General features: G+C 67.8%; 18 protein-coding genes. 10 read left to right on the top strand and 8 right to left on the bottom strand.

All coding sequences use genetic code 11. From position 1 onward, the window contains the following. Positions 1-13: 13 nt before the first annotated feature. Complete coding sequence (locus A5645_RS16715) at positions 14-754, top strand: hypothetical protein (RefSeq protein WP_065038058.1); 741 nt, start codon at positions 14-16, stop codon at positions 752-754. Between the two features lie 52 nt (positions 755-806). Here the strand turns inward: A5645_RS16715 and A5645_RS16710 are convergent, their stop codons facing one another. Then, entirely contained in the window at positions 807-1,730 is a 924-nt protein-coding gene (locus A5645_RS16710; protein WP_065130360.1) for an NHL repeat-containing protein, read from the bottom strand. A 235-nt stretch (positions 1,731-1,965) separates the two neighbouring features. Here A5645_RS16710 and A5645_RS16705 point away from each other — a divergent pair, with 235 nt between their 5' ends. Next, on the top strand, positions 1,966-2,430 hold the full coding sequence (locus A5645_RS16705) for a hypothetical protein (protein ID WP_065130358.1): 465 nt from the start codon (positions 1,966-1,968) through the stop codon (positions 2,428-2,430). Here the strand turns inward: A5645_RS16705 and A5645_RS16700 are convergent. Genes A5645_RS16700 through A5645_RS16690 form a run of 3 tightly spaced genes read right to left on the bottom strand, consistent with a single transcriptional unit; the run spans position 2,363 to position 5,062 of the window. Next, positions 2,363-3,133 carry an ESX secretion-associated protein EspG gene (locus A5645_RS16700; protein ID WP_065038055.1) on the bottom strand — a complete coding sequence of 257 codons (771 nt, stop codon included), beginning with the start codon at positions 3,131-3,133 and terminating at the stop codon, positions 2,363-2,365. The genes A5645_RS16705 and A5645_RS16700 overlap by 68 nt on opposite strands. A gap of 19 nt (positions 3,134-3,152) precedes the next feature. Next, complete coding sequence (locus A5645_RS16695) at positions 3,153-4,676, bottom strand: hypothetical protein (protein WP_065130356.1); 1,524 nt, start codon at positions 4,674-4,676, stop codon at positions 3,153-3,155. 26 nt (positions 4,677-4,702) lie between these two features. Next, on the bottom strand, positions 4,703-5,062 hold the full coding sequence (locus A5645_RS16690; RefSeq protein WP_065130354.1) for a hypothetical protein: 360 nt from the start codon (positions 5,060-5,062) through the stop codon (positions 4,703-4,705). A 278-nt stretch (positions 5,063-5,340) separates the two neighbouring features. On the opposite strand from A5645_RS16690, the gene A5645_RS16685 reads away from it, so the two are divergent. Genes A5645_RS16685 through A5645_RS16675 form a run of 3 tightly spaced genes read left to right on the top strand, consistent with a single transcriptional unit; the run spans position 5,341 to position 8,033 of the window. Beyond that, positions 5,341-6,720 (top strand): 9-bladed beta-propeller domain-containing protein, encoded by a 1,380-nt coding sequence (locus tag A5645_RS16685; protein ID WP_065130352.1) that lies wholly within the window; start codon positions 5,341-5,343, stop codon positions 6,718-6,720. A gap of 9 nt (positions 6,721-6,729) precedes the next feature. Continuing rightward, the gene (locus A5645_RS16680; protein WP_065130350.1) at positions 6,730-7,542 is read left to right on the top strand and encodes a hypothetical protein; all 813 of its coding nucleotides are present in this window, start codon (positions 6,730-6,732) and stop codon (positions 7,540-7,542) included. 2 nt (positions 7,543-7,544) lie between these two features. Next, positions 7,545-8,033, top strand: coding sequence for a hypothetical protein (locus A5645_RS16675; RefSeq protein WP_155768047.1), 489 nt, complete (start codon positions 7,545-7,547; stop codon positions 8,031-8,033). Positions 8,034-8,037: 4 nt separating this feature from the next. Here A5645_RS16675 and A5645_RS16670 read toward each other — a convergent pair whose 3' ends face one another. Next, the gene (locus A5645_RS16670; RefSeq protein WP_065038049.1) at positions 8,038-8,355 is read right to left on the bottom strand and encodes a WhiB family transcriptional regulator; all 318 of its coding nucleotides are present in this window, start codon (positions 8,353-8,355) and stop codon (positions 8,038-8,040) included. A gap of 315 nt (positions 8,356-8,670) precedes the next feature. On the opposite strand from A5645_RS16670, the gene A5645_RS16665 reads away from it, so the two are divergent. Beyond that, positions 8,671-9,795: an FHA domain-containing protein gene (locus tag A5645_RS16665; protein WP_155768046.1), complete on the top strand. Its 1,125-nt coding sequence runs from the start codon at positions 8,671-8,673 to the stop codon at positions 9,793-9,795. A gap of 12 nt (positions 9,796-9,807) precedes the next feature. On the opposite strand, the gene A5645_RS16660 is transcribed toward A5645_RS16665, so the two are convergent. Together A5645_RS16660 and eccE are read right to left on the bottom strand one after the other, a co-directional pair. After that, positions 9,808-10,554 carry a DUF5336 domain-containing protein gene (locus A5645_RS16660; RefSeq protein WP_065038048.1) on the bottom strand — a complete coding sequence of 249 codons (747 nt, stop codon included), beginning with the start codon at positions 10,552-10,554 and terminating at the stop codon, positions 9,808-9,810. 34 nt (positions 10,555-10,588) lie between these two features. Further along, a complete protein-coding gene (gene eccE, locus A5645_RS16655; protein WP_253867025.1) occupies positions 10,589-12,304 on the bottom strand; it encodes a type VII secretion protein EccE in 1,716 nt (571 codons plus the stop codon). A 107-nt stretch (positions 12,305-12,411) separates the two neighbouring features. On the opposite strand from eccE, the gene eccB reads away from it, so the two are divergent. Continuing rightward, a complete protein-coding gene (gene eccB, locus A5645_RS16650; RefSeq protein WP_065130346.1) occupies positions 12,412-13,914 on the top strand; it encodes a type VII secretion protein EccB in 1,503 nt (500 codons plus the stop codon). A 4-nt stretch (positions 13,915-13,918) separates the two neighbouring features. Here eccB and eccD (A5645_RS16645) read toward each other — a convergent pair whose 3' ends face one another. Continuing rightward, positions 13,919-15,394 (bottom strand): type VII secretion integral membrane protein EccD, encoded by a 1,476-nt coding sequence (gene eccD / locus A5645_RS16645; RefSeq protein ID WP_065130344.1) that lies wholly within the window; start codon positions 15,392-15,394, stop codon positions 13,919-13,921. A 98-nt stretch (positions 15,395-15,492) separates the two neighbouring features. Here eccD (A5645_RS16645) and eccCa point away from each other — a divergent pair, with 98 nt between their 5' ends. Genes eccCa through mycP form a run of 3 tightly spaced genes read left to right on the top strand, consistent with a single transcriptional unit; the run spans position 15,493 to position 22,420 of the window. Then, positions 15,493-19,527, top strand: a complete 4,035-nt coding sequence (gene eccCa / locus A5645_RS16640) for a type VII secretion protein EccCa (RefSeq protein WP_065130342.1) — start codon at positions 15,493-15,495, stop codon at positions 19,525-19,527. Then, a complete protein-coding gene (gene eccD, locus A5645_RS16635; protein WP_065130340.1) occupies positions 19,524-21,008 on the top strand; it encodes a type VII secretion integral membrane protein EccD in 1,485 nt (494 codons plus the stop codon). The genes eccCa and eccD (A5645_RS16635) overlap by 4 nt, the downstream gene beginning before the upstream one ends. After that, complete coding sequence (mycP, locus tag A5645_RS16630; RefSeq protein ID WP_065130339.1) at positions 21,008-22,420, top strand: type VII secretion-associated serine protease mycosin; 1,413 nt, start codon at positions 21,008-21,010, stop codon at positions 22,418-22,420. Before eccD (A5645_RS16635) ends, mycP begins: the two co-directional genes overlap by 1 nt. The last annotated feature ends 1,195 nt before the right edge of the window (positions 22,421-23,615 follow it).

Genomic DNA, 23,615 nt, shown 5'->3' with positions numbered 1-23,615 from the left:
AAGAGGGGGTGGCATGGGCATCGGTGACGAAGTTCAGGAGTACTACCGCAAGCTTGTCGAGCGCACCGACGAGTTGGAGCGCGTGATCGACGAGGCAGCGGGCAGCCGGCTCGCCCGCATCCTGGACCTGGACGAGGAAATTGCCACCGCCGGCGCCGTGGTGATCGGGATGTTGCGCAACCAGATCATTCCCCAGGTCAAGAAGGTGGCCGATACGGTTTCGATGTCGGACGTGCTGCGCGATCACAAGCAGGGCTGGTCGAGGGTCGGCTCCGGTGCGCTCAAGATGTCCGACGCGCTCGAAGACGAGGCCAACGGCATTCGCGCTCAAGTGCATTGGGCAGGTTCGGCGGCCAACGCCTACGAAGTGGCGGTGGGCAACCAACAGAAATCGGTCGAAGGGCTCAGTACCGCCGCACAATCGATCGAGGGTTCGCTGGATGCCGTCGCCAGCGCGCTCGATGTGGCGGGGTACACGATCATCCCCGGTGTATCGGTGCTGGTGCTGTCCATCGTTGGCGCCATCGTCTCGGCCGCCACCGTGGTCGGCCTACCCGCCGCCCTCGCTTTCATCCTCACCACCGCGGCCGGATTCCTGGCCAGTGTCAGCGCCATCATCGCCGGGCTGGTCACGGTGAACGATGCCCAGAGCGATCAGGCCGCCGCGCTGGAACGAGCGCTGGCTGCGCAGGGCGATTGGAAGACACCGAACCTGGCCAGTTTCGCGAATGCCGGCGACTGGGTCCCCGCATAGTTGCCGGTGCTGTTCGAAACATCGTCTGGGAAGAGGCTTCCCGGTTGGATGGTCAACCGGTCGAGAATTTGAGCACCCGGTCGTTGAGTTCGTCGACGACGTAGAGGTGACCCGTCGTGTCCAACGCGATGCTGCGTGGTCGGTTGAGTCCGGAGAAGGGCAACTCGGTTTGTGCGTTGGCTCCGGGCGCCAGTTTGAGCACCCGGTTGTGGCTGGAATCCGCCACATAGACCGTGCCGGCCCCGTCCACCGCAACACCGTAGGGATTGAGCAGGCCGGAGAACGGCAGATCCACCGGTTCGGCCGCTCCGGCGGGCAGCTTGAGCACCCGGTTGGCGACCGACGTGACGTACACGGCGCCGGTGCCGTCCACCGCGATTCCGAGCGGCCCGTGGATGTCCGGGAACGGCAACTCGGTTGCGCTGCCGGCACCGGACGGCAGCTTGAGCACGCGGTCGTAGGCGGCGACGTAGAGGCTGCCCTCGGCATCCACCGCCACACCAGAGGGTAGGGAAAGCTTATTGAACGGCAACGTTATTGGTGAACTAGCGCCAGCCGCCAGTTTGAGCACCCGGTTGCCGTTGTAATCGCTGACGTAGACTGCGCCGGCGCCGTCCACCGCGACGTAGTTCGGCGTCCTGACGTCACCGAAGGGTAATTTGCTTGGACCGTTCGCACCGGCCGTCAGTTTCAGAACCTGCGGGTTGTCACCTCCGCTGGTGACGTACACCGCGCCGGAGTTGTCGACCGCCACCCCGCCGGGCTGGTCCAACGACCGGAAGGGCAGCACTTCCTGCGGACTCGCGGCCGGGGTAGCTGTTGTGCTGTGCGACTGTGGGTTTGAACTTCCGGTGGTGGTTGTGTTGGTGCGCGGTCCGCCGCACGCGGTTGTGGCGACGATCAATACCGCGAGGGCAGCCCACACACCGCGCAACCTCGACGCTTTACCGCCACGCTTGTCGGTGCACACCAGCACGCCCCCTGCTTGATCTCAATTGACAAGAAGCCATCTTAGGCGAGCGCCACAGCAAAATCGGGATCGGTTGTCGAGCAGCAATATTGATGCGCATTTTCACCCGGTCCGGTCGTTAAGCTAAGAGCGGGGATGAACCGTCCCCGCTGGAAATCTCTGTGCCGCAGCAGAATAGAGCTGCAGACGCGGTGATGTACCCGAGGGGGCCCGGAAATGACGCACGAGGGGTATGTCGCGAATGCGTGACGAGGTCGATATGGTGCGGACGCGGCTCGACCACAACATCGCCGATCTGAGAATCGCGATCGCGGATGCCTCGGGCAGCGTCGCGGCTCGGCGGCTCGGTCTCAGTGACGCGATCACCGTGCTGGGGGAGCACCTCGTCGTGCAGGTCACTGACTTCGCCAGCGCGATGCGGGAACTGGCGCTGGTCCCGCGAAGCGGGGGCGATGCCGTCGCGATCGCAAGCGCGCGCAGCGCCGGTGCCGCCGCGGGGGCCGCGGCGGGACTCGCGGTCGCGGGCGTGGCGGTGGGCGTCGCCTCGGCGGCCACAATCCTTGCGGCCATCGCCGGGGCGATCGCCGCGATCGGCGAGGCGTCCGCCTCGCTGTGGCACATTCACCAGGCGCTGGCAGCTAGTTCCCACGAGACAGCCGCAACGACGCGACATCCGCCGCGATCAATTCGTCGATCCGCGCGCTGAGGTCGCGGCGGCTCATCGGCGTCGCCGACCGATAGCCCGGTGCGTAGATGTAGTCGCCCTCGTCGCGCAGGCGCACCCACACCACCGCATCCTTGTCCTGGTCCAATCCCCAGTCACGCGCCGGCCGGCAGTGGCTCTGGACCGTTCCGTAAGCGATCACCGCATCCTTCGATACCGACACCGGGGCCCCCACGCCCCAGGTCGGGTCGGAGTCGGCCGTTGCGCGACCGCGCAGTGCTTGCGGGACGTACTCGGGGATGACGATTCCCGGCCGGGTGCCGGGATTGGTCAGTTCGACCGTCCCGGCGACCGCCGGTCCCAGGTCGTAGGCCGACAGGGTGAATATGTCAACGACGTCATCGGCTTGCTGCTCGGCCAGGAAGCCGAGCTCGCCGGTGCGGTGGGCGAGCAGCCGGGTGCTCGGGGTATCGGCGGGGAAGTACTGCACCCGGCATTCCACTCGAATGTCCGCCTCGGCGTAGGTGGCGAACCACTTCCCGAAGACCGCCAAGTCGCCGTGCTTGAAGCGATCGGGAATCGTTCTCGCGTAGTCGCGGTACGCACCCAAGTCGGCAAATCGGTGCGGCACAGTGGGAATGAGCGGAAACGGTAGAAAGTCGCGCCCCAGATATTCGCTGATCACCCGCAGGTCCCGCACCTCGATGCGGCCCAGACGCTGCAGGCTCACGGTGTTGACGCGCACAGCACCATTGTCGCGACGGCTACGTCTTCTTCCGATCGGCGGGGGCGGGCCGGCGCGGTACATCACCGATCACCGGCACCACCCCCTCGGCTTCACCCGCTACCTCTTCCCCGTGTTTGGGCAGCCGCAGCGCCTTGCTGGCCTTATGCGCCTTGTCCGCAGTGCTGCCGGAGTGGCCGGCTACCGGCGCGCCGGGCGCCCCTTGCCCGCCGGGCCCGCTGATCCCGGCGCGGGAGACGGGCGCTGGACTGCCGCCGGCTTTGGGTGGCGTCGCGACCGTGGGAGGTGGCTTGGTGCCGACCGATCCTCGTCCGCCGCCGCCGCCGCGACCGGCGCCTCCGCCGCCGGATTTTGGCGGTGCCGAATGACCCTTGGAGCCGAGACCGAGCGGCCCGGTGTACAAGCTGGTTCCGTCTTTGCCGCCCGCCTTCGTCGCGTCCGCCGACGGTTTCGCCGCGGGATCGCCACCCTGCCCACCGGCGCCGCCGCCTTGACCGGCACCATCTCCGGGCACCTGGCCCGCGCCACCATCGGCCGGGACAGTTGGCGTGGACTGCCGACCGTCGGACTGGACGCCGGTGGGTGCCGGCGGAGCCGGGGACCGCCCGGTATTGAGCCCGCCCTGCGGCAACACTTCGGGCGCGCCGCCGCCCGATCCGGCCGGGGGGCCGCCGCCCAGCCCCGCCGGGCCGGACATCGGCGGCCCGACTTCGGGTACCGCGCTGTCGACGCTGGGATGGCTTGCAGCGATCCCGTCGATCGGCCCTCGGTAGACGTCCATGATGCCCAGCACGAGATCGTTCAGCTGATTCAGCGTCTCCTTGCTCGACGGTTCGTCGGGGTGGGAGATGGCTTGGTTGTACAGCGGCAGGTATTGCTCGTAGTTGCTTCTCGTCGTGGACAGGTCGTCGAAGAATGCGTCGAACAATTGCTCCATCGTCGCCGCGTGGCTGCTCATGTCGTCCAGCACTTGAAAAGATCGCTGCAGGTTCAGGTTCAGCGCATCGGCGAATTGGCCGCGGATTCCACTACTGAGACCCGCCAGCGCTTTCTGCAGGCCGGTTTTCGCGCGGTCGATACTTGCGTTCCAATGCGAATTGGTGGGTCCGCTGCCGGTGGCTCCGATGATTCCGTTGTAGCCGTCGATGAAAGTCCGGATCTGGTCGTGCGGAACGCTTTTGTTCTTGCACGGATGTCCAGTCGCCCGAAGCGAATCCAGGTCGTTCTTCGGCGCCTGCAGGTTCTTGTCGACCGGTTGGCCCGTTGCCGGGCCAGGGATGTTCATCGGTGGGGGCAGGGTGGTCGTGTCGGGGCGCGGCAGGACGGGAGTCGGGGTACCCGGCCGCGGGTTGGCGATCTGACCGTTCGCGTCGAACACGCCGGGCGGAGCCGACGTGCGCAGACTGTCGAAGACGCTGTTGGGGACGATCGGCGACAGCCCCGCCATGTTCAGGGCTGTCTGTACGAGTTGGGGTGGTTGCCAGTTCGGATGCGCCTGGTGGATCGCCGCTACCGCGGCTTCGAGGTCCTCATAGGTGGCCAATGTCGGTGTCCCGCGGTGTCGGCAGCTCAGGAATGGGGCTGGTCGGCATTGCGGATGCTCTGACAGGCGGCAGCGGCGGTTTGGGTGAGAGCGTCGAGGTAGTGGATGTAGCTGCTGACCGCCTCGATAAATTCGGCGATGTCTTCCTCGAGGTGCTGCCGGGTGGTCGTCGCCGAGACGTAGGTGCCGACGTCCGCGCCCGATAGCCAGGCTTGCAGACCATTGGCTCCGGTGAGTTGTTGCTGCAAATCTGCTTTGGCCGCTTCGACGCGGTCCAGGAACGCCGCCGCGTGCGCGTCTTCCAACAACAGCTCGGTACCCGTGCCCGTCTTCCACCCGTTCATCTGCGCCGTCAGATCCGCAAGGGTGCGATCGTCTGTGCCCATGTCGTTCCTCCCCCGAGCGCACATCCGCGACCCGAACCACCCGGTCGCGATGACCCGTTCAGTTCAGCCTAAGACACGGTTTTGCGTATTGCGCACGGATAATTGCCTGCGGTTGGACCGGCGGAGGTGGTCGGCTGACTAGCCTGGCCGTGGTGCATCGACCGGATGTGGGGGTGTGAGTGGTATCGGGTGGTGGGGCGCCCCAAGGCGGGTATCAATGGGTCGAGCCCCAGCAATCAACACCGCCTCGACGTCGTTGGTGGTGGATTGCGGCCGTAGTGCTGACGGTGGTGGTCCTGGCCGGCGGCGTAGCCGCGTGGCGGGCGGGTTTGCTGGGCGGTAGGCACACGGGGCGCGACGCCGGGCTACCGTGGCAGCCGCCGATCGGTACCCCAACGGATTTGTTGGTGCCGTTCGCGTTGGATCGGCAACCGGTCGCAGGCTGGCAGGTCGGCCCGACCGATCTGGGTATGCCCGACTATGCGCCGTTGGGTGAGCTGTTCGCCGCTAGTGGCGACAAGGCCTACTTCCTGTCCCAATTCGTCGACAACTTCTGTACAACTGCGTGCCGGCCGCAGCAGGCGTGGGTCTACGGGATCGATACCAGGACCGGTGCCCGCTTGTTCGACCCGGTGCCCCTGCCCGACTACAGCTACGACGCGGAGTGTTTCGGCAACGGGCCGGGGGTGGCGGTGTGCCTGAAAACCGGTGCGCGGCTGACTGCGTGGGTGATCGACCTGGTTCACGGATCGCTCAGTTTCACCGGTCCCACCGACGTGGGTTTCGCCGCCTTTCCGGGGCGCCCCGAGGCTCATCCGGCGGGCACTCACCTCGGGCAGACGTGGCTGGTGGCCGCGGTGGAGGGCCAGGGCGTCTTCGGGGTCGGTTCGCACGGCGAGCGCACCTGGTCGGTGCCGGGCGACGGGTTCTTCATGCCGATGGACTACCGGGTGGCCAACGACATCCCCGCGCCGACGTTGGCGGTGTCAACCGGTGGCGATCCGAACCGGGTTTTTTCGGTGACCGACGGAGCGGACCTGACGCCGACGGCTCCGGCCGGCTTGTCGCTGCATCGTGCGGTCGTCTACAACGAGGGCTTCGCCTACGCCTACCGGAACTCCCAGAGCGGCGAGACCGGCGTTCTCTTCTATGACACCAAGGGGCGGTTGGTGGCGCAGCGGCCTCTGGGGCGGTCCATGGTGACCTTGCTGGACAATCCGCCCATGCCGGCGGTGGAGGTGGACGGCAATATCGCGGTCTATACCGCGGCGGGCACCCCGGTGACGCAGTTCGCGGCACCGAAACCCGTCACCGACGTCCGCACCATCGGCGCCAAGATTTACCTCGGGCTGGGCGAGCCCAGCGAACGGCGCTGGCAACAGTGGGACCTGCTGACCGGCCAGGCCGGCGCAATCTGCAGCGGTGTGGACCTGCACGGAACCTTTCCGGACGGAACGTATGTCGCCTCCAACGGCACCACGATCGTCAGCGGGATCGACATGCACGGCGAACGTTATGCGGCGGTCAACATGACGACCTGCCAGACAATGTGGCAAACCCCCGACGACGCACACGTCGCTATCTGGAAGGTCGGCACCGGCTTGTTGCAACGCGACCGCGACCGCAACACGATGACCTGGCTGCGCCCCCCTGGCTAGTCTTGCCGGGTGGGTTCGGGTGATCGGCGCCTGGTCGAGGATGCAGTGACGACGCTCTTGAGCCGGGCGCCGGTGGGGTGGGCACATCTTCGAGTCGAGTTCGACCCGTCGGCCGCGGCGCCGGTCGTCGCGACGGTGACGTCGCCCGCGTCGGCGCCGGCGCGGTTGGACGTGCCCGATGGGGTGGTCGACATGCTCAACGATTACCGCGCGCAGGCCGCCGCGGGCGGAACACCCTGGCGCACACTGGTGATCGACTGCCACTCCGACGGGCGGCTGTCGGAGCGTACCGATGCGGCGCGCGTAGCCGGTCGGCCGTGGCGATGGCCGGTGCGGGTACTGGCGGCGGTCACGGCGCTGTGTTCGGTGGCCGCGGTGTTGGTGTTCGCCGTCGGGTGGCGAACCCCGCCACCGCCGCCGCGAGCGGACATGATGGCGGTGCCCGTCCCGTCGCCTCGCCAGCAGCCAGCCTTCGAGGTACTCAGGCGCTGGTATGACGCGGAGAACCGCGGCGACGGCGCGGCGTTACGGGCGTTGGTTTGCGCGAACCCCGGCAAGAACGTCGAAGACGAGATCGCAGGCGTTGAGCAGAACAGCACCGTCCAGGGAATCATTCACCTCGAGGCGGTCGTCGGGTTCCGCGACGAAGGGGAGCGGGTTTGGGGTCGGTTCATGTTGCGGGTGCACCCGATCAGCGAGCGCCAGACGCGTTTGGTGCAGGAGGCGCAACAACACGGCGGCTACTTCTCCGATGAGTACACGCTGGTGCAGGAGGGCGGCGAGTTGAGGGTGTGTGACGCCGACACGCCACCGTTGGCGTGATCATGGCTGCCGAGCCGGTCAGGCCCGTCCGGAAATGGATTCGGTTGGGCGCGTGGGGTTTTGCGGCCCTGGCATCTGTCGCGGTGCTGCTCGTTGCGATCGCAGGCCGCGACCGCGGTGACGGTTATGGCGGTGCCACCCTGCGGCCGATGGCGGCCAGTGAGTCGATGCCGGATGAGCAGGCCTATGCCGTGGCCGCCAACACGGTGCGGGTGTGGATGCGCGAACGAAATGCGCGACAGCTTGCGAACGTGGAAGCCCTGTCGTGCCCGGAGCCACGTGAGGGAGTCCTGGCCACCGAGATCGACGAGATCAAACGCGGCGGATTCGTTCGCCCGCTGCCGGTGGATGCCGTCGCGAGATTCACCCGTAGCGGACCGGTGTGGACAGTGGACGTATTACGCGCGGACGGCGGGGCGTCGATGTTCACCCTGCAGGTGCGCCACGGCGACCTGCTGGTGTGCCAGATCGGCTCGGCCCCCATCCCTTGAACAGCTAGGGCATCACCTTGGGCGGTCGGCCCCGCCGCCGCGGCGGTACGTGATATCCGCCGCGCTCGGCCAGCGCGCGTAGTCGCCGTATCGCGAATTCGCGAGGGCGCCCGGACTCGGGAATCACCACGCCGGCCCACAGCCCCTCGACGTTCGGGTCCTGGCATGCTTCGCGGGCGCACAGCCAGCGTCGCGGGCACGCCTGGCAGAGCGCCTTGGCCTCGTCGTCGGGTTCGCTGGTCGTCCACCGCTCGGGGTTGGCGGCACACACCGGAACGTATTCATCCAGCCGCGTGAACAGCGGCGCAGCAGCTGCGGTCATCGCCTTCCCCTCCACTTCCGGCGCCAGCGCGCCTCCGATGCGACGACTTTAACCAAAGATCAGCGCCAGATGCAACAACTAAAACGTAGCAGCTACGGAAATAACTCACCGCCCTTCCGGGGCGAACCGTAAATCCGCAGGTCAGCATGCCTGGAGTCGATAGCGGGGGATCGGCAGCTGCACAGTGCTGCGAATCCGTGACCTGCGGTGCGCGGTTATGAACCAACAAAGATGTAGCATCAATAACCGCGGTTCGAGGAAGGCTGTAGCGGAGATGCTCAACATCCGGGGGTCTGAGCGCGGGGGAGTGACGCAGTGACACCTGACCAGCCCTCGGTGCCCGCGATGGCGGTGCGACTCGGCGACGAGGTGCACACCCTGGACCCGCACGGCGGCGTCGCCGTCATCGGCCGGGACAGCTCGGCCGCCGTCCGCCTCGCGGACGAGCGCATCTCCCGGGCACATGTGCGCCTCGAGCCCGGGCACGACGCCTGGCAGGCCATCGACACCAGCACGAACGGCATGTATCTCGACGGTGTGCGCCGCAGCTCGGTGGTGATCACAGGCCCCACCACTCTTCATCTAGGCGATCCGGAAGGCATCGAGGTCTCGCTGACGCCGACAGGGAAGCTCGCCGAGCCGCGGGATACGTCCGGCGACGTCACCCGGGTCATCGACCTACCCGAACCCGACGAGGACCAATGGTGGGACGCCGAGGTGGACCCCGGGGTGGCACGCGCCGGGCGGGCGGTCGCCAACCGGCGCAACGAGCTTCAGATCACCCAGCGCGGCCTGGCCAAAGACAAGATCATCAATGCGGGCACGCTGATCGCGTTCGAGAAGGGGCGCAGCTGGCCGCGCCGGGCGACGCTCGCCAAGCTCGAGGAGGCGCTGCAATGGCCCCCCGGCACCATCGCCCGAATCCGCAGCGGAACCCCGGCCGCTCCCGGTGTCACGGGCCCGCCGGCCGGCGACGAGACCACCGAGTCGCTCACCGACACCGTCCGCGCCCCATTGATGGCCGAGGCGGTCGAGCTCGCCATGCACAGCATCAGCGCGGCGATGAGTCTGCTGGGTGAGCCGTCGGATCCCAACTTCACGCCACGCGTCACCAGCATCCTGGCCGACCTGCGCAAACTCGAGAACGTGGCGGCCAGCGCGGCGCGCAACGCCAAGGGCACCCCGTCGATCGTGCTGGCGCTGAGCAGTGTGCGCCGCGCCTACAACGACGTGATGGCGCGCGCCGCGCGGTCACCGCACGCCACGTTGGGGCAGCGGCTCTACGGTGCGCGGCATCGCGCCGAGCTGAGCCTGGAGGAAGCCGCTGCCGCGGCGGGGTTGCCGGCGTCGTTTCTGGCCGACGCCGAGGCCGAGCGTCCGATTCCCGACGATGTCGCCGCGGCGATCAACACGCTGATCGCGCAGCTCTCCATCGGTTGAACCGCAGCGACGTCAGTGCGGCGCCGACGTGTGGTGCTGCGGCTGGCCGGTTTCGCTGGGCGGCGCGGCGGGCGCCGCGTGCTGCCCCACCTGCGGTAGGCCGGTCGGAAGCTGGGACGGCTGCCCCGTTGCTTGGTCGGCGGGTGCCGTGGGCTGCCCAGCGACGAATTCGGCGTAACTCGCCTCCTGAGGAGCCGCTGCCGGTCTCGTCTGCGCCGGCTGCTGGGCGTGCGCGGTAGCGCCGTCGTACCCGGTGTCGGCCTGCTCGGATGCGGCGTATTGCCCGTAGTACTGGGCCGCCGCCTGCGCGTATTGCTCGGCGTACGCCGCGTACCAGGCTTGTTGTTCGTCGGTCGCGCTCGGCTGGGTCAGCACCGCGCCGATCGCGGCGGCGGTCTGCAATGCGTTGAGCACGATCAGCACCCACAGCGCCCACCCGGGCTCGATGCCGTCGGGCACCACGATCCCTCGCGACAAGGCGTCCAGGAATCCGATCGCGGCAAGCACCGCAACGATTTTGGGAGCCGACGTCTGCCGGGGAAGCAGCCCGAACGCGGCCAGCAGCCCCGCGAGGACCGCAAAGCGAACGTCCCAGTCGATTCCGGCGGCGTTGAGCATCGGACCGAAGCTGACCAGGTAGGCACCCAGCCCGAGCAGCACGACCGCCACGGTCAGGTGGCGGTGCGCCGGTTTGGCGTCACCGGAAGACCACGCCTGATCCGTCGGGTAGTAGCCCTCGTAACCGGACGGGTAGGCCATCATCACTCCTTTGTAGCTTTCTTAGTCTCGGGCTCTAGTCCGGGGCGGCGAAGGACGCTTTCAGGTAGCGCATCTCTTCGTCGGTGGCGACCATCGTGATCACCGATGATCCGGTACGGGTGCTGACCTTGACGGTGTCGGTGTCGACGTCGAGCGATTGCAGCGCGACGTCGGCGTTTGTCGTGACGGCCGATTGCGGCGGCAGCACCACAATGGTGGTCACCCCGACGCGCACCGCCTGCTCGGGCACTCCGTCGAACATCTCGACCGAGTAGTTGCGGTCCGCTCCGGCCTGCATGGACCCCCGGTTGAAGTCGGAGACCCACAGCAGGTCGTGGTCATCCACCTCGTCGACCATGGTGCGCCATTTCGCCGGGCGTCGGCTGTGCACCAGCACGTGCGCGCCCAGCGCCAGCGAACGCAACACCACCTGCTGCGCAAGATGCAGTGTCCCGGCGATCTCCACTCGCCGGATCTGGGGGCCGAACAGGCTCAGTGCGACCGCGCGGCCGTGGTCGTCGGCGCCGACCACCTGGCCGCAGCCCGAAGCCGGCACCTTCAGGAGTTCAAAGTCCTTGTCGGCGTTGGTGGTTGCGTTTGAATAGGCCCACTTGTCGACCCGCCGCGGCGGGGTCGGCACCGGCAGGCTCGCGGCCAGCGCCGAGTATTGCAGGCCCCGCAGGTGCGTGAGGCCGCGCAGCTGGATGCGGGCCCGGCCATGGGTGTCGAACCGCGCCAACCCGCGCACCTGGATCGGCCCGCGGGGACGGTCGCGGCGTAACGAAAGGGACATGGTGGTGGAGTAGCTGGGAATGGTCCACAGCAGACCGAGTCCGGCCGTGGTGAGCATGCGCGGTTTGACGGCGAAACTGCGCAGCCGGAACCGGCCCTCACGGCAGGTGCGCCACGTCTCCTCAACGGTGCTCAGATCCACCCCGTCGGTCAATTGATTTGTGGCTTGGCCGATCTCGCTGGCCGTCAGCACTCGGGTGCGCAGGCCGCCCTCGGTCAACCGGTTGGCCACCCGGCGCGTCGCGGTGGTCGCCGCCCGCAGAATCCCATTGCGCCCGCCGCCACGCCGGCGCACCGCGTCCGCGCACCTGGACGGGTCGAATCGGATGGCGATCCACACGTTGCGCTGGGCGATCGCGGGCAGCGGGCCCAGCACGGCGTCGTAGGCCGCCGCCACCTGGCTGTGCCCTTGCGAGCGCGCACCCTGGGACAGGATGTCGATCGAATCCAGGGTGATGTCGAACTGCTGCAGGCAATCGACCAAGGCCTGAACCGGTACGGTTTCGCCGGAGACCGTCATGCCCGGCTCCATGATCGTCATGGCTTGCGGATTCTCTTCGATCTTCAGCAGCGACATCAATGTGCCTCCGTCCCAACGGAATCCGATCAGATTGCCGTCGGACATCGGCACGTCGAACGGTTCGGCCGGGACGATCTTGCGGGCCCGTCGCTTGCGCTGCCACCAGAAGCCGGTCCGCAGCCCGATCAACCGCGGCAGCGTCGTGCCGCGGAAGCGGACCACCAACACGCACGCGATCGCGAGCCCAACAATGCCGCCCTGCCAGCCGGGAAATCCCAGGATGGGCGCGGCCACCACGCCCGCGGCGACCAGCAGTTGCAACACCAGCAGGTCGGCGAGCGGCAACAGTCGCTGGGCGCCGATCTCGATCGTCGACCGCAACTGGTTCGGCTCCGATGACGCGCCCTTGGTCGGGGGCGTCGCGGTACGACGCGGCACACTGAAATCCTATTCACGCGGGCGCAGGAATTACCGCGCCTTTGTCTGGTGGCGCTGTTATACGCTACCGAGGCGCGGTGCTTCACCGTCGCTGATGGGGGTGATTCATGCCCGCGCAAGTCACAACTCGCGCGCAAGTCAACGGCTACCGGTTCCTGATCCGCCGGCTCGAGCACGCGCTCATCCGCGCCGACTCGCGGATGATCCATGACCCGATGCGTGGTCAGATGCGGTCGCTGCTCGTCGGCCTGGTGATCGCCGTCCTGATCACCGGTGCGGCCGGTGTGCTCGCGTTCTTCAAGCCCTCGCCGAACATCGGTAACGCGCAGATTCTGCTCAGTACCTCCAACGGTGGCCTCTATGTGCGCATCGGTGACCGGTTGCACCCAGTGCTGAATCTGGCCTCAGCCCGGTTGATCACCGGGAAACCCGATGCGCCGAAGTCGGTCAGCGACAAGTGGCTCAACCAGCTGCCCCGCGGGGCGATGGTGGGGATCATCGGCGCTCCCAACAGCATTCGCGGTGGCGCCGACATGCGTGCCTCGCGGTGGACGGTGTGTGACGACGTGCAGACACCGGACGTGGCCCGCAACGTCGGGACCGCCAGCGTGCAGACCACGGTCGTCGCGGGCGATCTAACCCTCGGCGACGACATCCGCGCAGCCGCTGACGCCCAGATGCTGCTGGTCCGGTCCGGCGACGCCGTCTATCTGATCTTCGACGGCGTGCGGGCGCTGATCGACCCCCGGGACTCGGCGGTCATCAACGCCTTGCACCTGCAGGATGCGCAGACCCGCCCGATCTCGACCGCACTGCTCAACGCGTTTCCACTGGTGCCGCCGGTCCGCTCGGTGACCATCGACGTCGCCGGGGCCACCAACCCGATCTTCTCGGCGTATCCGGTGGGATCGATCGTGAAGACCGTCGACTCCCGCGGCGAGCAGCAGTACGTGGTGCTGCCCACCGGGCTGCAGCCGGTCACCTCGGCCGCCGCGGACATCATCCGCTACAGCAACCCGAACGATGTCGCCTCGGGCGCCCGCGAGGTTTCGCCGTCACTGGTCAGCCGGGTGCCGATAGTGCACACGCTGCCGATCGACCACTACCCGAGGGTGTCGCCGCAGGTGGTCAATCCCGAACCGGACCGCGTTGTGTGTATGGCCTGGGAACGCGCGAACACCGCCGCCCAGGCAACGGTTCGCTTGCTGGTCGGTCACCGCTTGCCGATTCCGGCCGGAGCGCAACCGGTCGCATTGGCGACCGGCGACGGCAACGGTCCCGGCGTCGATTCGGTTTACCTCAAGCCGGGCACGGGCGAGTACGTCCAGACCACCGGAGCCGAGTCGGACAGCAGGGCAATGGGGCAGCTGTTCTATGTCTCGGATGCCGGAATCCGTTACCACATCAAGGATCTGCCGACGGCAGCCGCGTTGGGTATGACCGGTGTCCGCGAGCCCCGCGGCGACGCGGAGGTTCCGCAACTGGCGCCGTGGCCGGTCGTCTCGCTGTTGCCGGCGGGACCGGAGCTGTCCCAGGAGGCGGCGCTGGTCGCCCATGACGGCATGGCCGCCGACCCGCACGGGTCCAAGGTCGAACAGCCCAGGTCCTGACGCGTTAGATCCGGAGCTCGCGAAACAGCGCGTACAGCCGGATAATCCAGCAGCACAGCGGAAAGATCAGCACGATGGCGAGGTATTCCAGGATCTCGACCTGCCGGCGCATCACCGGCGAGAACTCCAGCCGCGGGGCGATGATCCCGCAGGCGATCACCAGCACCATCAGCACGACGAGGGCCAGCGCCGCGGGGAAATCCCAATCGTCCAGTCCGACCGCCATTTTCAGGATCGACAGCAGCGCGATCGAGAGTCCTCCGGCGACCAGGGTGGCCGACTGCACCAGGTCGTGATGGCTGCGGCCGCGCAGGCACAGCACCGCGGCCACCGCGGCCGCGAAAACCGTGCCCTGCCAATAAAAGCGGCCACTCACGTCGACCGCGAGATAGCAGCCGGCCGTTGCGGTGACGGCGGCCGCGGTCAGGATGCCGGTCAGGTACTGGCTGGCCCGGCGAACCCGGACCGTCATGCCTTCTTCGGTGGGGATCACCTGCTTGCCCACCGCGTTGACACCCTCGACGGTGGTTCCGCCTTGGGTTTCGATGTCGTCGAGTGGTTCGCCCGCCGTCGGCACCCGGGGTACCGGCAGCTTGGCCAGCAGGATCGTCACTCGGGGCGACAGGTAGACCACGATCACCGATACCGTCGCCAGGACCGCGCCGATCGCGCGTGGCGGCGGACTCCACAGCAGGTCGACGACGGCGGCCGCGCCGCCGATCACGGCCAGTGCAATCACCGCGGTGTGCAGCGCGCGGCCGCGGCCGGTCACCAGCAGAATCAACAGCGATGCCAGCCCGGTCAGTGCGAACGCCATGGGCAGCGACTTGGCGCCGAAGGCGTCTGGCACCACGTAGAGGGCGCCGCTGAACAGCAGCGGAATGGCCCCTGCCGCCAGCCACTCCGAACGACGAGCCCCCGACGAGCGATGAGCGATCACGCACGCCGCGACGACGGCGATGATCCCGATGCCCAGCGCTGATGCGGGCACATAGATCTGAGTTGTTGCGCGCGGCAGCAGGAAAGCGATCGCCAGGGTCGCAGCCAGCGCCACCCCGAAGCACGTGAACAGCCGCGCGTCGCGGGAAAGCCAAGTGGGAGCGGGGTTCTCGTCCGCATCCTCGATGTCGTCGAACAACATCGGGCGTAGCGGCTGGTCGATCGCGCGGATGGTCAGCAGGTCGCCGTCGTAGACATTGGCTTCGCTCAGCGAACGGCTGGGGTCGATCGGCTCATCACCCAGCCGCGCCAGGGTCCATTTCCCCTCGGTGGTGTCAAAGGCGACTTCTTCGTGTCCCGGGTGTGTCGCGATTTGCTCGTTCGCGATATCGATGACGTCGTCGATGAACGTGGCAATGCTGGTGTTGGCCGGAAGCCCGACGTCGAGCCGCAGGTCACCCACCGCCAGCGTGACCCGGCTGAGCGTCGGCTCGGCCTCGGATTCGGCGTCTAATTCAGACAGCGACGGCGGTAGAGTCATCGCTATCGGCCTCCTGCAGGTTTGTGTCATTCGCTGGTGACATTACCCAGGCATTCAGGGCCAATTAGTCGCCTGTTTGGAGTTCGGGGGATGACCGGTTGAGTACGCAGGGTTTTGTGCGCCGACTGCGGGTGTCGCCGCCGCGCATGCCGGGCGGTGAGGTCAACCTGCAGCCGCCGCCCGAGGTGCCCCGGGTGATCCCGGGCAACCTGCTGATGAGGCTGCTGCCGTTCGTGATGATCGTTGCGGTGATCGGGATGATCGCGCTGATGGTCACCGTCGGCGGCCGGGATCTGATGAAGAACCCGATGTTCCTGATCTTCCCGATGATGATGGTCATGTCGATGGCGGGCATGTTCATGGGCGGGGGCGCCCGCTCCGGCAAGGCGGCCGCCGAACTCAACGAGGAACGCAAGGACTACTTCAGCTATCTGGCCCACCTGCGCGACGACGCTGACCTGACCGGCGAGGGGCAGCGCGCGGCCCTGGAATGGAGCCACCCCGACCCCCGGGCCCTGGCCGACGTGGTCGGCACCCGCCGCATGTGGGAGCGCCGGCCCAGCGACAACGACTTCTGTCATGTGCGGCTGGGTATCGGCACCCACCGGCTGGCCACCCGGCTGCTGGCGCCGGAGACCGGCCCGCCCGAGGACCTCGAACCGGTGTCGACGGTGGCGCTACGGAGGTTCGTCAAGACGCATTCCGTGGTGCACGCGCTGCCGACCGCGGTGTCGCTGCGGGCGTTCCCCGCGATCACCTTCGAGGGCGACCGAAAGCTGGCCCGCCAGCTGGTCCGGTCCATGGTCCTCGAGCTGTGTGCGTTCCACGGGCCGGATCACGTGCAGGTCGCCGTGGTCACCGCCAACCCGGACGGGGAGAACTGGAGCTGGGTCAAGTGGCTGCCGCACGCCCAGCACGCCACGGTCCGCGACGGCATGGGTTCGCTGCGTTTGCTGTTCCCCGGCCTGGAGTTGCTGGAACAGTCGCTGGCCGCGGACCTCGCGGAGCGGGGGCGGTTCAGCCGTAACGCCGAACCGACCAAGGGCCTCAAACAGCTCGTGGTGGTGCTCGACGACGGCTACGTCACCGGGACGGAGCGTCTGGTGACCGATGCGGGGCTGGACAGCGTGACGCTGCTGGACCTGAACGGGTCCGAGTCTGCGGCCACCCGGCGCGGGCTGCAGCTGGTGGTCGAGGGTGACGCCGACGGTGAGCACGTCGGCGCGCGCACCGCGGTCGGCGTCGAGCGGTTCGCGACGCCGGACACCATCACCGTCGCCGAAGCCGAGACGACGGCCCGCCGTATCGGTCGTTACCGCTTGGCGAGCGCCGCGCATATCGTCAGCCTGGAGGCCGACTCCCGGGCCACCGACCCGGGCCTGATGAGCCTGTTGAAGATTCCCGACGCCGCCGAGATCGTGCCCGAACAGGTGTGGCGCAAACGCTCACCGCGGGAACGGCTGCGGGTGCCCATCGGGTACACGCCCAACGGGCAACCGCTCGAACTGGACATCAAGGAATCCGCCGAGGCAGGCATGGGCCCGCACGGATTGTGCATCGGCGCCACCGGCTCGGGAAAGTCGGAATTCCTGCGCACCCTGGTGTTGTCGATGGTCACCTCGCACTCGCCCGACGTGCTGAATATGGTGCTGGTCGACTTCAAAGGTGGCGCAACATTTCTCGGGCTCGAAGGGGTGCCGCATATCGCGGCGATCATCACCAACCTGGAAGACGAGCTGATACTGGTCGACCGCATGCGCGACGCGCTGGCCGGGGAGCTGAACCGGCGCCAGGAGCTGCTTCGATCGGCGGGCAACTTCCCCAACGTCAACGAGTACGAACGCGCCCGGGCCAACGGCGCGGATCTGGCTCCGCTGCCGGCGTTGTTCATCATCGTCGACGAGTTCTCCGAATTGCTCTCGCAGAAGCCTGATTTCGCGGAGCTGTTCGTGATGATCGGTCGGCTGGGCAGGTCGCTGCACGTGCATCTGCTGCTGGCGTCGCAGCGGCTTGAGGAGGGCAAGCTGCGGGGTCTGGACTCGCACCTCTCCTACCGGATCGGGCTCAAGACCTTCTCGGCCGGCGAATCGCGCAGCGTGCTGGGCGTGCCCGATGCATACCATCTGCCCAGCGTGCCTGGTTCGGCATTCTTGAAATGCGATGCGGGCGAACCGATCCGGTTCAACACCTGCTATGTCTCCGGGGAGTACGTCCGGCCGCGCCGGGCCGCGCAAAGCGGCCGCCGACAGCCGGGCGCACTGGCACCGAAGCTGTTCACCGCCACCCCGGTCAAGAAGGACGCCGTTCCCGTCGCTCCCGCGGTGGACCAAGCCGCCGAATCCGCCCAAGGGGTTCCGCCCACTCCGACCAAGACGACATTGCTCGACGTGGTGGTGTCGCGACTGCGGGGTCACGGCCGGCCGGCCCACGAGGTGTGGTTGCCGCCGCTGGACGAGAGCCCCGCCGTCAATCAGCTACTGCCGGACGTGAACTGGACGGCGCCGTCCAATCTCGACGGCCGGTTGTGGATGCCGATGGGTGTGGTGGACCGCCCCTACGACCAGCGTCGCGACGTCCTGATCGTGGACCTGTCGGCGGCGCAGGGCAACGTCGCGGTGGTCGGCGGCCCCCAGTCGGGCAAGTCCACCGCGCTGCGCACGCTGATCATGTCCGCGGCCGCCACCCACACTCCGGAGCAGGTGCAGTTCTTCTGCCTGGACTTCGGTGGCGGCACGCTGGCCAGCCTGGCCAACCTGCCGCACGTGGGCGGGGTGGCCGGCCGGATGGATGCCGATGCGATCCGCCGGACCGTGGCGGAAGTGTCGGGGGTGCTGCGGTTCCGCGAGGTGCGCTTCCGTGACCTGGGCATCGAATCGATGCGCGACTTCCGGGCGCGCAAAGCGCACCTGGCCACCCTGCCCCCCGAGGTGGCGGCCAAGGATCCGTTGAGCCAGGACAAGTTCGGTGACCTGTTCCTGGTGATCGACGGCTGGGCCTCGATCCGCAGTGACTTCGAGATGCTCGAACCGGCGCTGAATTCGCTGGCGATTCAGGGTCTTTCGTACGGGGTGCACCTGGTGATCTCGGCGTCACGCTGGATGGAGATCCGCGCCGCGGTCAAGGACATGCTGGGCACCCGCATCGAGCTCAAGCTGGGTGACGCGCTGGACAGCGACGTGGGCCGCAAGTTCAACGAACTGGTACCGGTCGGTCGCCCCGGTCGCGGGATCAGCCATGAGCGGCTGCACATCCTGATCGCGCTGCCGCGCTTGGATTCCACTTCGACGGTCGACGACCTACCGGAAGGTGTCGCGGCCGCGGTCAACTCGGTACGCGCGCACTACGGAAACCGGCAGGCGCCACGGGTCCGGATGCTGCCGCACAATGTGGATCGCACTGCGGTGGTCCGGGTGGCGCGTAACGCCGGGATGCTGAACAGATCACGCGTGGCCATCGGCATCAACGAGGCCGAATTGGTGCCCGTCGTATTGGATTTCGAGGCGCAACCGCATCTGGTGGCGTTCGGTGACGGGGAATGCGGCAAGACCGGCTTGCTGCGCAACATCGCGGCCGGGTTGATGGAGAACACCACACCCGGAGAGTGCAAGATCGTCCTGGTCGACTACCGCCGCTCCATGCTCGGCGTGGTGGCAAACGACTATCTGGGCGGATATGCCACCGCCTCGCAGTCCTGTGCGGAGTTGATGACGGCGCTCGCCGCAACCCTGCGGGATCGGCTACCACCCAGCGACGTCACCCAGCAGCAGCTCAAAGACCGTTCGTGGTGGTCCGGACCGGACATCTACGTGATGATCGACGACTACGACCTGATCGCCGGGGGTTCGATGAGCAGCCCGCTGAGCCCGCTGGTCGAATTCCTGCCCCAGGCACGCGACGTGGGCCTGCGCGTGATCGTCACGCGACGCATCGGCGGCGCGGGCCGGGCCATGATGGATCAGTTCATCGGACGGCTCAAGGACCTCTCGTGCAACGGACTGGTGATGAGCGGGACGAAAGACGAAGGGGCACTGTTCGGTTACAAGGCCACGGAGATGCCGCCGGGTCGCGGCATGCTGGTGTCCCGGACCGCCAAGAGCGGAGTGATCCAGCTGTCGCGGATGGCAGACCTATGACCGGGGTCAACGAATTACGTCGGTTCCGGGTGATCTCGGCGGCGCCCGAACACATCCAGGTGTCGGTCTTCGGTGGCCGCACCCAGCTGGATATCGCTCTGCCGCTGGACATTCCGGTGTCGAGTTTCGTCCCGGACCTGGCGCGGCTGGTGCGGTCCCGGGATAACGAGCGGGGCAGTGAGGCGGTCGCCAAGGATGAGCGACGCACATTCTGGGTGCTCAGCCGCTTCGCCGACGACGCGGTGTTGCCGCCCGACCGGACACTGCGTGAGGCGGGGGTGGCCAACGGTGAACTGCTGCGCTTGACGTCGCAGCGGGCGTTGTCACCGCCCACGTTGTACGACGACGTGGTGGACGCCGTCGGGCGGTTGAACAAGGCCGCCTATGCCGCGTGGGACGCGGTTGCGGCGCGCTGGATGGCGTTCGCGGGAGTTCACCTGATCGCGCTGGCCCTGGTCTACTGCGTGGTCGGCCGGGTGGCCGCGGCCAACCACTATGTGATTGTCGGGTTGGCCGGTGCGGTGGTGTTGGCGCTCGTCGGCGGGGCCACCATGGCACACCGCTCGTACGGGCTCGACGATGTCGCCGCCGCACTGGGCTGGGCCGCGATTCCACTCACGGCCGGAGTCGCTCTGGCCGTCCTGGGCCCCTACGGCCACTACGGACTGGCCGCCGCGTGCCTGACCGTGCTGGTGTCGTGCGCGGTCTACGGCCGGGTGGTCGGTGCGGGACGCTGGGCCTACCTGGCCGGTGTCGTGCTGTTCGCCCTGGTCGGCGCCGCGATGCTGGCCCGGGCGCTGCACGTGCGTGCCGACATCGTGTTCGTCGTCGCGACGGCGGTGGTGCTGCTTGCCTGCCTGCTGGTGCCGCATCTGACGGCCCGGCTGGGCCGGTTCGAGACGCCGACCGTCGTCGTCGAAACCAACCGTGAGGACTGGGATTTCGAGAATCCGTTCGAGCCGGGCGCATCAAGTAAGAAGCGGGACGGGGACTCGGGCACCGCAATGCCCACTGCCGAACAGGTTTGGACCAAAGCGAAGCGGGCGGCGATCACCCGCGCGGCGCTGTTGTTTGGATTGGCCGCCGCCGCAACGGTCTACGTGACGCTGCTGTCGCACGGCCGCGGCGTGCTGGATTGGCCGGTTTTCGGGTTTGCCCTGGCGTGCGCGGCCGTGTTGGCGCTGCGTAGCCGAAATTTCGACACCTGGTTCGAGCGTGCCGCGGTGGCGGTCCCAGCCATCGCCGTCCTGCTGGTTGTCTGCATGGCGGCGCAGCAAGGCCCGGGGCCGATGCCGGCGGTGGCGCTCGGCGTGCTGTTGGCCGTCGCCGTGGGCGCGGCGCTGGCCGGGCTGAGCGGGTCCTCCGGTGACGGACCGCGTCGGTGGGGGACGTTGTTGTCCTACCTGGACTACGTGGCGGTCGGCTCGCTGATCCCGCTGGCGCTGTGGGCGGTGGGCGTCTACCAGCGGTTGGGCTTCTGATGCGGGCGTGGCGGCGGACAGGGGCGCTGGTCGCGGTGGTGTTGTTGGCGGGGCTGAACCCCGCACCGGCGTGGGCGATCCGCCCGCCGGTGGTGGAACCGGGACCGCCACCGAACGGCCCACTGGGTCCGGTCGAACCGACGGATCTCAAGGCGATCTGCGGCGTCCCCACCGGCGTGCTCCCGGGCACCGATTTCACCCTGCAGCCCAGCGCCGAAGCCATGCTCAACTTCTCCGACGCGTGGCGATTCTCCCGCGGGGCCGGACAGAAGGTCGCAGTGATCGACACCGGGGTGAACCGGCATCCGCGGTTGCCGTCGCTCGATGGCGGTGGCGATTACGTGTCGAATACCGACGGTCTGCAGGACTGTGACGCGCACGGAACCCTGGTGGCGGGACTCATCGCCGGCGCGCCCAGTCCCGCGGACGGTTTCTCGGGCGTGGCCCCCGAGGCGACCATCCTGTCGATCCGGCAGAACAGCACCGTCTATGGCGTCAAGGAGGGCGGGTCGGGCCAAACCAACGACCCGAATGCCACGTCGCCGGGATACGGGAACACGTTGACCCTCGCCTACGCCATCACGCGCGCGGTCAGCCTGGGCGCGACCGTGATCAACCTGTCCGAGGTGGCCTGCAGCCCGGTCGGGGCGGGCCTTGACGACGTCCAGCTGGGCCGGGCCGTTCGCTACGCCTTCGAGAACAACGTCGTGGTCGTGGCCGCGGCGGGCAACTTCAACAGCCAAGGCTTGTGCAAAACGCAGAACGCCATGCCCGACCCGAACATGCCATTGCAGAGCGGGTGGGACTCGGTGCGGACCATCGCCAGCCCGGCCTGGTTCGACGACTACGTGCTGACCGTGGGCGCGTTGACGACGTCGGGTGAGCCGGCCGACTTCAGCCTGCGCGGACCGTGGGTGGGCGTCGCCGCCCCGGGCGAACGGATCGTCTCGCTGGATTCTGCCGGGCCTGGCCTGGTCAATGCCGTGATGAGCCAGCAAGGTCTGGCACCGATCAACGGGACCAGCTTCGCTGCGCCGTTCGTGTCCGGTGTGGTGGCGCTGGTCAGGTCCCGTTTCCCCGAGTTGAATGCCGCGCAGGTGATCGACCTGATCAAACGGACCGCCCACACGCCCGGCGCGGGTCCCAACGAAGCCACCGGGTACGGCGTGGTGGACCCGATCGCGGCGTTGACCTACCGCTTGCCGCCGGCCAATCAGGTGCCGAACCCGGACGCGGCAAAACCGATCGCGGGACGCCCGGTTCTGGACCCGGGCAGTCAGCGGGCCCGCGTCATCGTGCTGGGAGTGACGTCGCTGTGCGTGATGGCGGCTGGGGTGGCGGCGGCGGTTGCTGCGGCCAGAGGCCGACGGCGTGCGGGGTCGTCCGCGGAGGAGTCGCGATCTGCGGATTAAGGGTGTGCCGCTACGTAGGATTGGACAAGGTAACCCACGATGGTGAAAGGGGGGACGACATTGGCCAAACAGCCGCCGAAGCAGACGCCTGCCGAGGAGGAACGCGGGTCGATGGCGCGTCCGCCCTGGTTGCCGGGTGAAAAAAAGCGGCGCCGCGTCCAGCTTGGTCGGGGCAAGCGGTCGGACACCGACCAGGAGATCGGTGACGAGGGTGCTTCCGATCGCGTCGCCAACGGCCATGGGCCGGTGACAGACGAGGACGCCACCGTTGTGGCGCCGGCGCCGCAGCAGGCAACGCCATCGCCAACGCCCCAGCCCGACGCTCCTGACGAGGCTCGACCAAAACGTGTCGCGGTGCCTTTCGACCGGATCAGGCGGCTGCAGCAACTCGATGCCGACCCGCCCCCGGCGCCTGGACCGCGAACAGCCCCGCCGCCCTTCCCGCCGCCGCGCATTAACCCGCCTCCAGCGCCGGGGCCGCCGCCGGTGGCAGCGGAGCCGGAGGCGCCGGTAGCGCGCGAGTGGAGCCTTGAACCCGCGACGAAACCTGCATCCACCGCATCAGACCTCGAAACTGGGCCGGAACCGCCGTCGACTTCGGATGAGTCGATGGCGCCACCGATTGACGAACCCGAGCCCCCATCACCGGTTCGCACAGCGCTGGATCCGTTGTCCCCCGACTGGGTGGTACCGCCGGCCGACGAACCGGAGTTGGACTGGAGTTATGAGGTGCTACCGACTTCGGTAGCGTCCGATTCCATTTCGCCGGAGTGGATTCCGCCGCCGATTGAGCTACCGCAGCCGGCCGGCGAGCCGGAGTCCGTGGAGGTTTCGGCCGCGCGGGACTGGAACTTTGAGCTTCCATCGGAACCGTCGCCGACTTCGCCAGCGGCAGAACCCGATTCGCCTGAGTGGACTGAGTCGTCGCCGGTAGGCGAAGTCGAGCCGACTGCGGAGTGGGAGCCCGTGGAGGTTTCGTCTGCGCGGGATTGGAGCTTTGAGGTTGCGGCGGAACCGTCGCCGATTGCACCACCGGTGGTTGATGACGCTGAGTGGGCCGTGGAGTCGGAGCCCGTTGTGGCTGACGACTCCCACCCGGCGCCTGAGCCGGAACCTCTTGTGGCGGAGCCGCCAGCGGAGTCGGAGCCTGCCGAGGTTTCGACGACGCGGGATTGGAGCTTTGAGGTTCCGGCGG

Origin of the sequence: Mycobacterium asiaticum (assembly GCF_001673635.1) — a bacterium.
In the GTDB taxonomy this organism is placed as follows: Bacteria; Actinomycetota; Actinomycetes; order Mycobacteriales; family Mycobacteriaceae; genus Mycobacterium; species Mycobacterium asiaticum_C.
The sequence above is the reverse complement of the archived record's forward strand: the minus strand, read 5'-3'. Positions and strand labels throughout refer to the sequence as shown.

Coding starts and splice junctions, on each gene's coding strand:
- A5645_RS16715 (WP_065038058.1), top strand. CDS start 14: ATGGGCATCGGTGACGAAGTTCAGGAGTACTACCGCAAGCTTGTCGAG.
- A5645_RS16705 (WP_065130358.1), top strand. CDS start 1,966: ATGCGTGACGAGGTCGATATGGTGCGGACGCGGCTCGACCACAACATC.
- A5645_RS16690 (WP_065130354.1), bottom strand. CDS start 5,062: ATGGGCACAGACGATCGCACCCTTGCGGATCTGACGGCGCAGATGAAC.
- A5645_RS16675 (WP_155768047.1), top strand. CDS start 7,545: ATGGCTGCCGAGCCGGTCAGGCCCGTCCGGAAATGGATTCGGTTGGGC.
- A5645_RS16670 (WP_065038049.1), bottom strand. CDS start 8,355: ATGACCGCAGCTGCTGCGCCGCTGTTCACGCGGCTGGATGAATACGTT.
- A5645_RS16660 (WP_065038048.1), bottom strand. CDS start 10,554: ATGGCCTACCCGTCCGGTTACGAGGGCTACTACCCGACGGATCAGGCG.
- eccB (WP_065130346.1), top strand. CDS start 12,412: ATGCCCGCGCAAGTCACAACTCGCGCGCAAGTCAACGGCTACCGGTTC.
- eccD (WP_065130344.1), bottom strand. CDS start 15,394: ATGACTCTACCGCCGTCGCTGTCTGAATTAGACGCCGAATCCGAGGCC.
- eccD (WP_065130340.1), top strand. CDS start 19,524: ATGACCGGGGTCAACGAATTACGTCGGTTCCGGGTGATCTCGGCGGCG.
- mycP (WP_065130339.1), top strand. CDS start 21,008: ATGCGGGCGTGGCGGCGGACAGGGGCGCTGGTCGCGGTGGTGTTGTTG.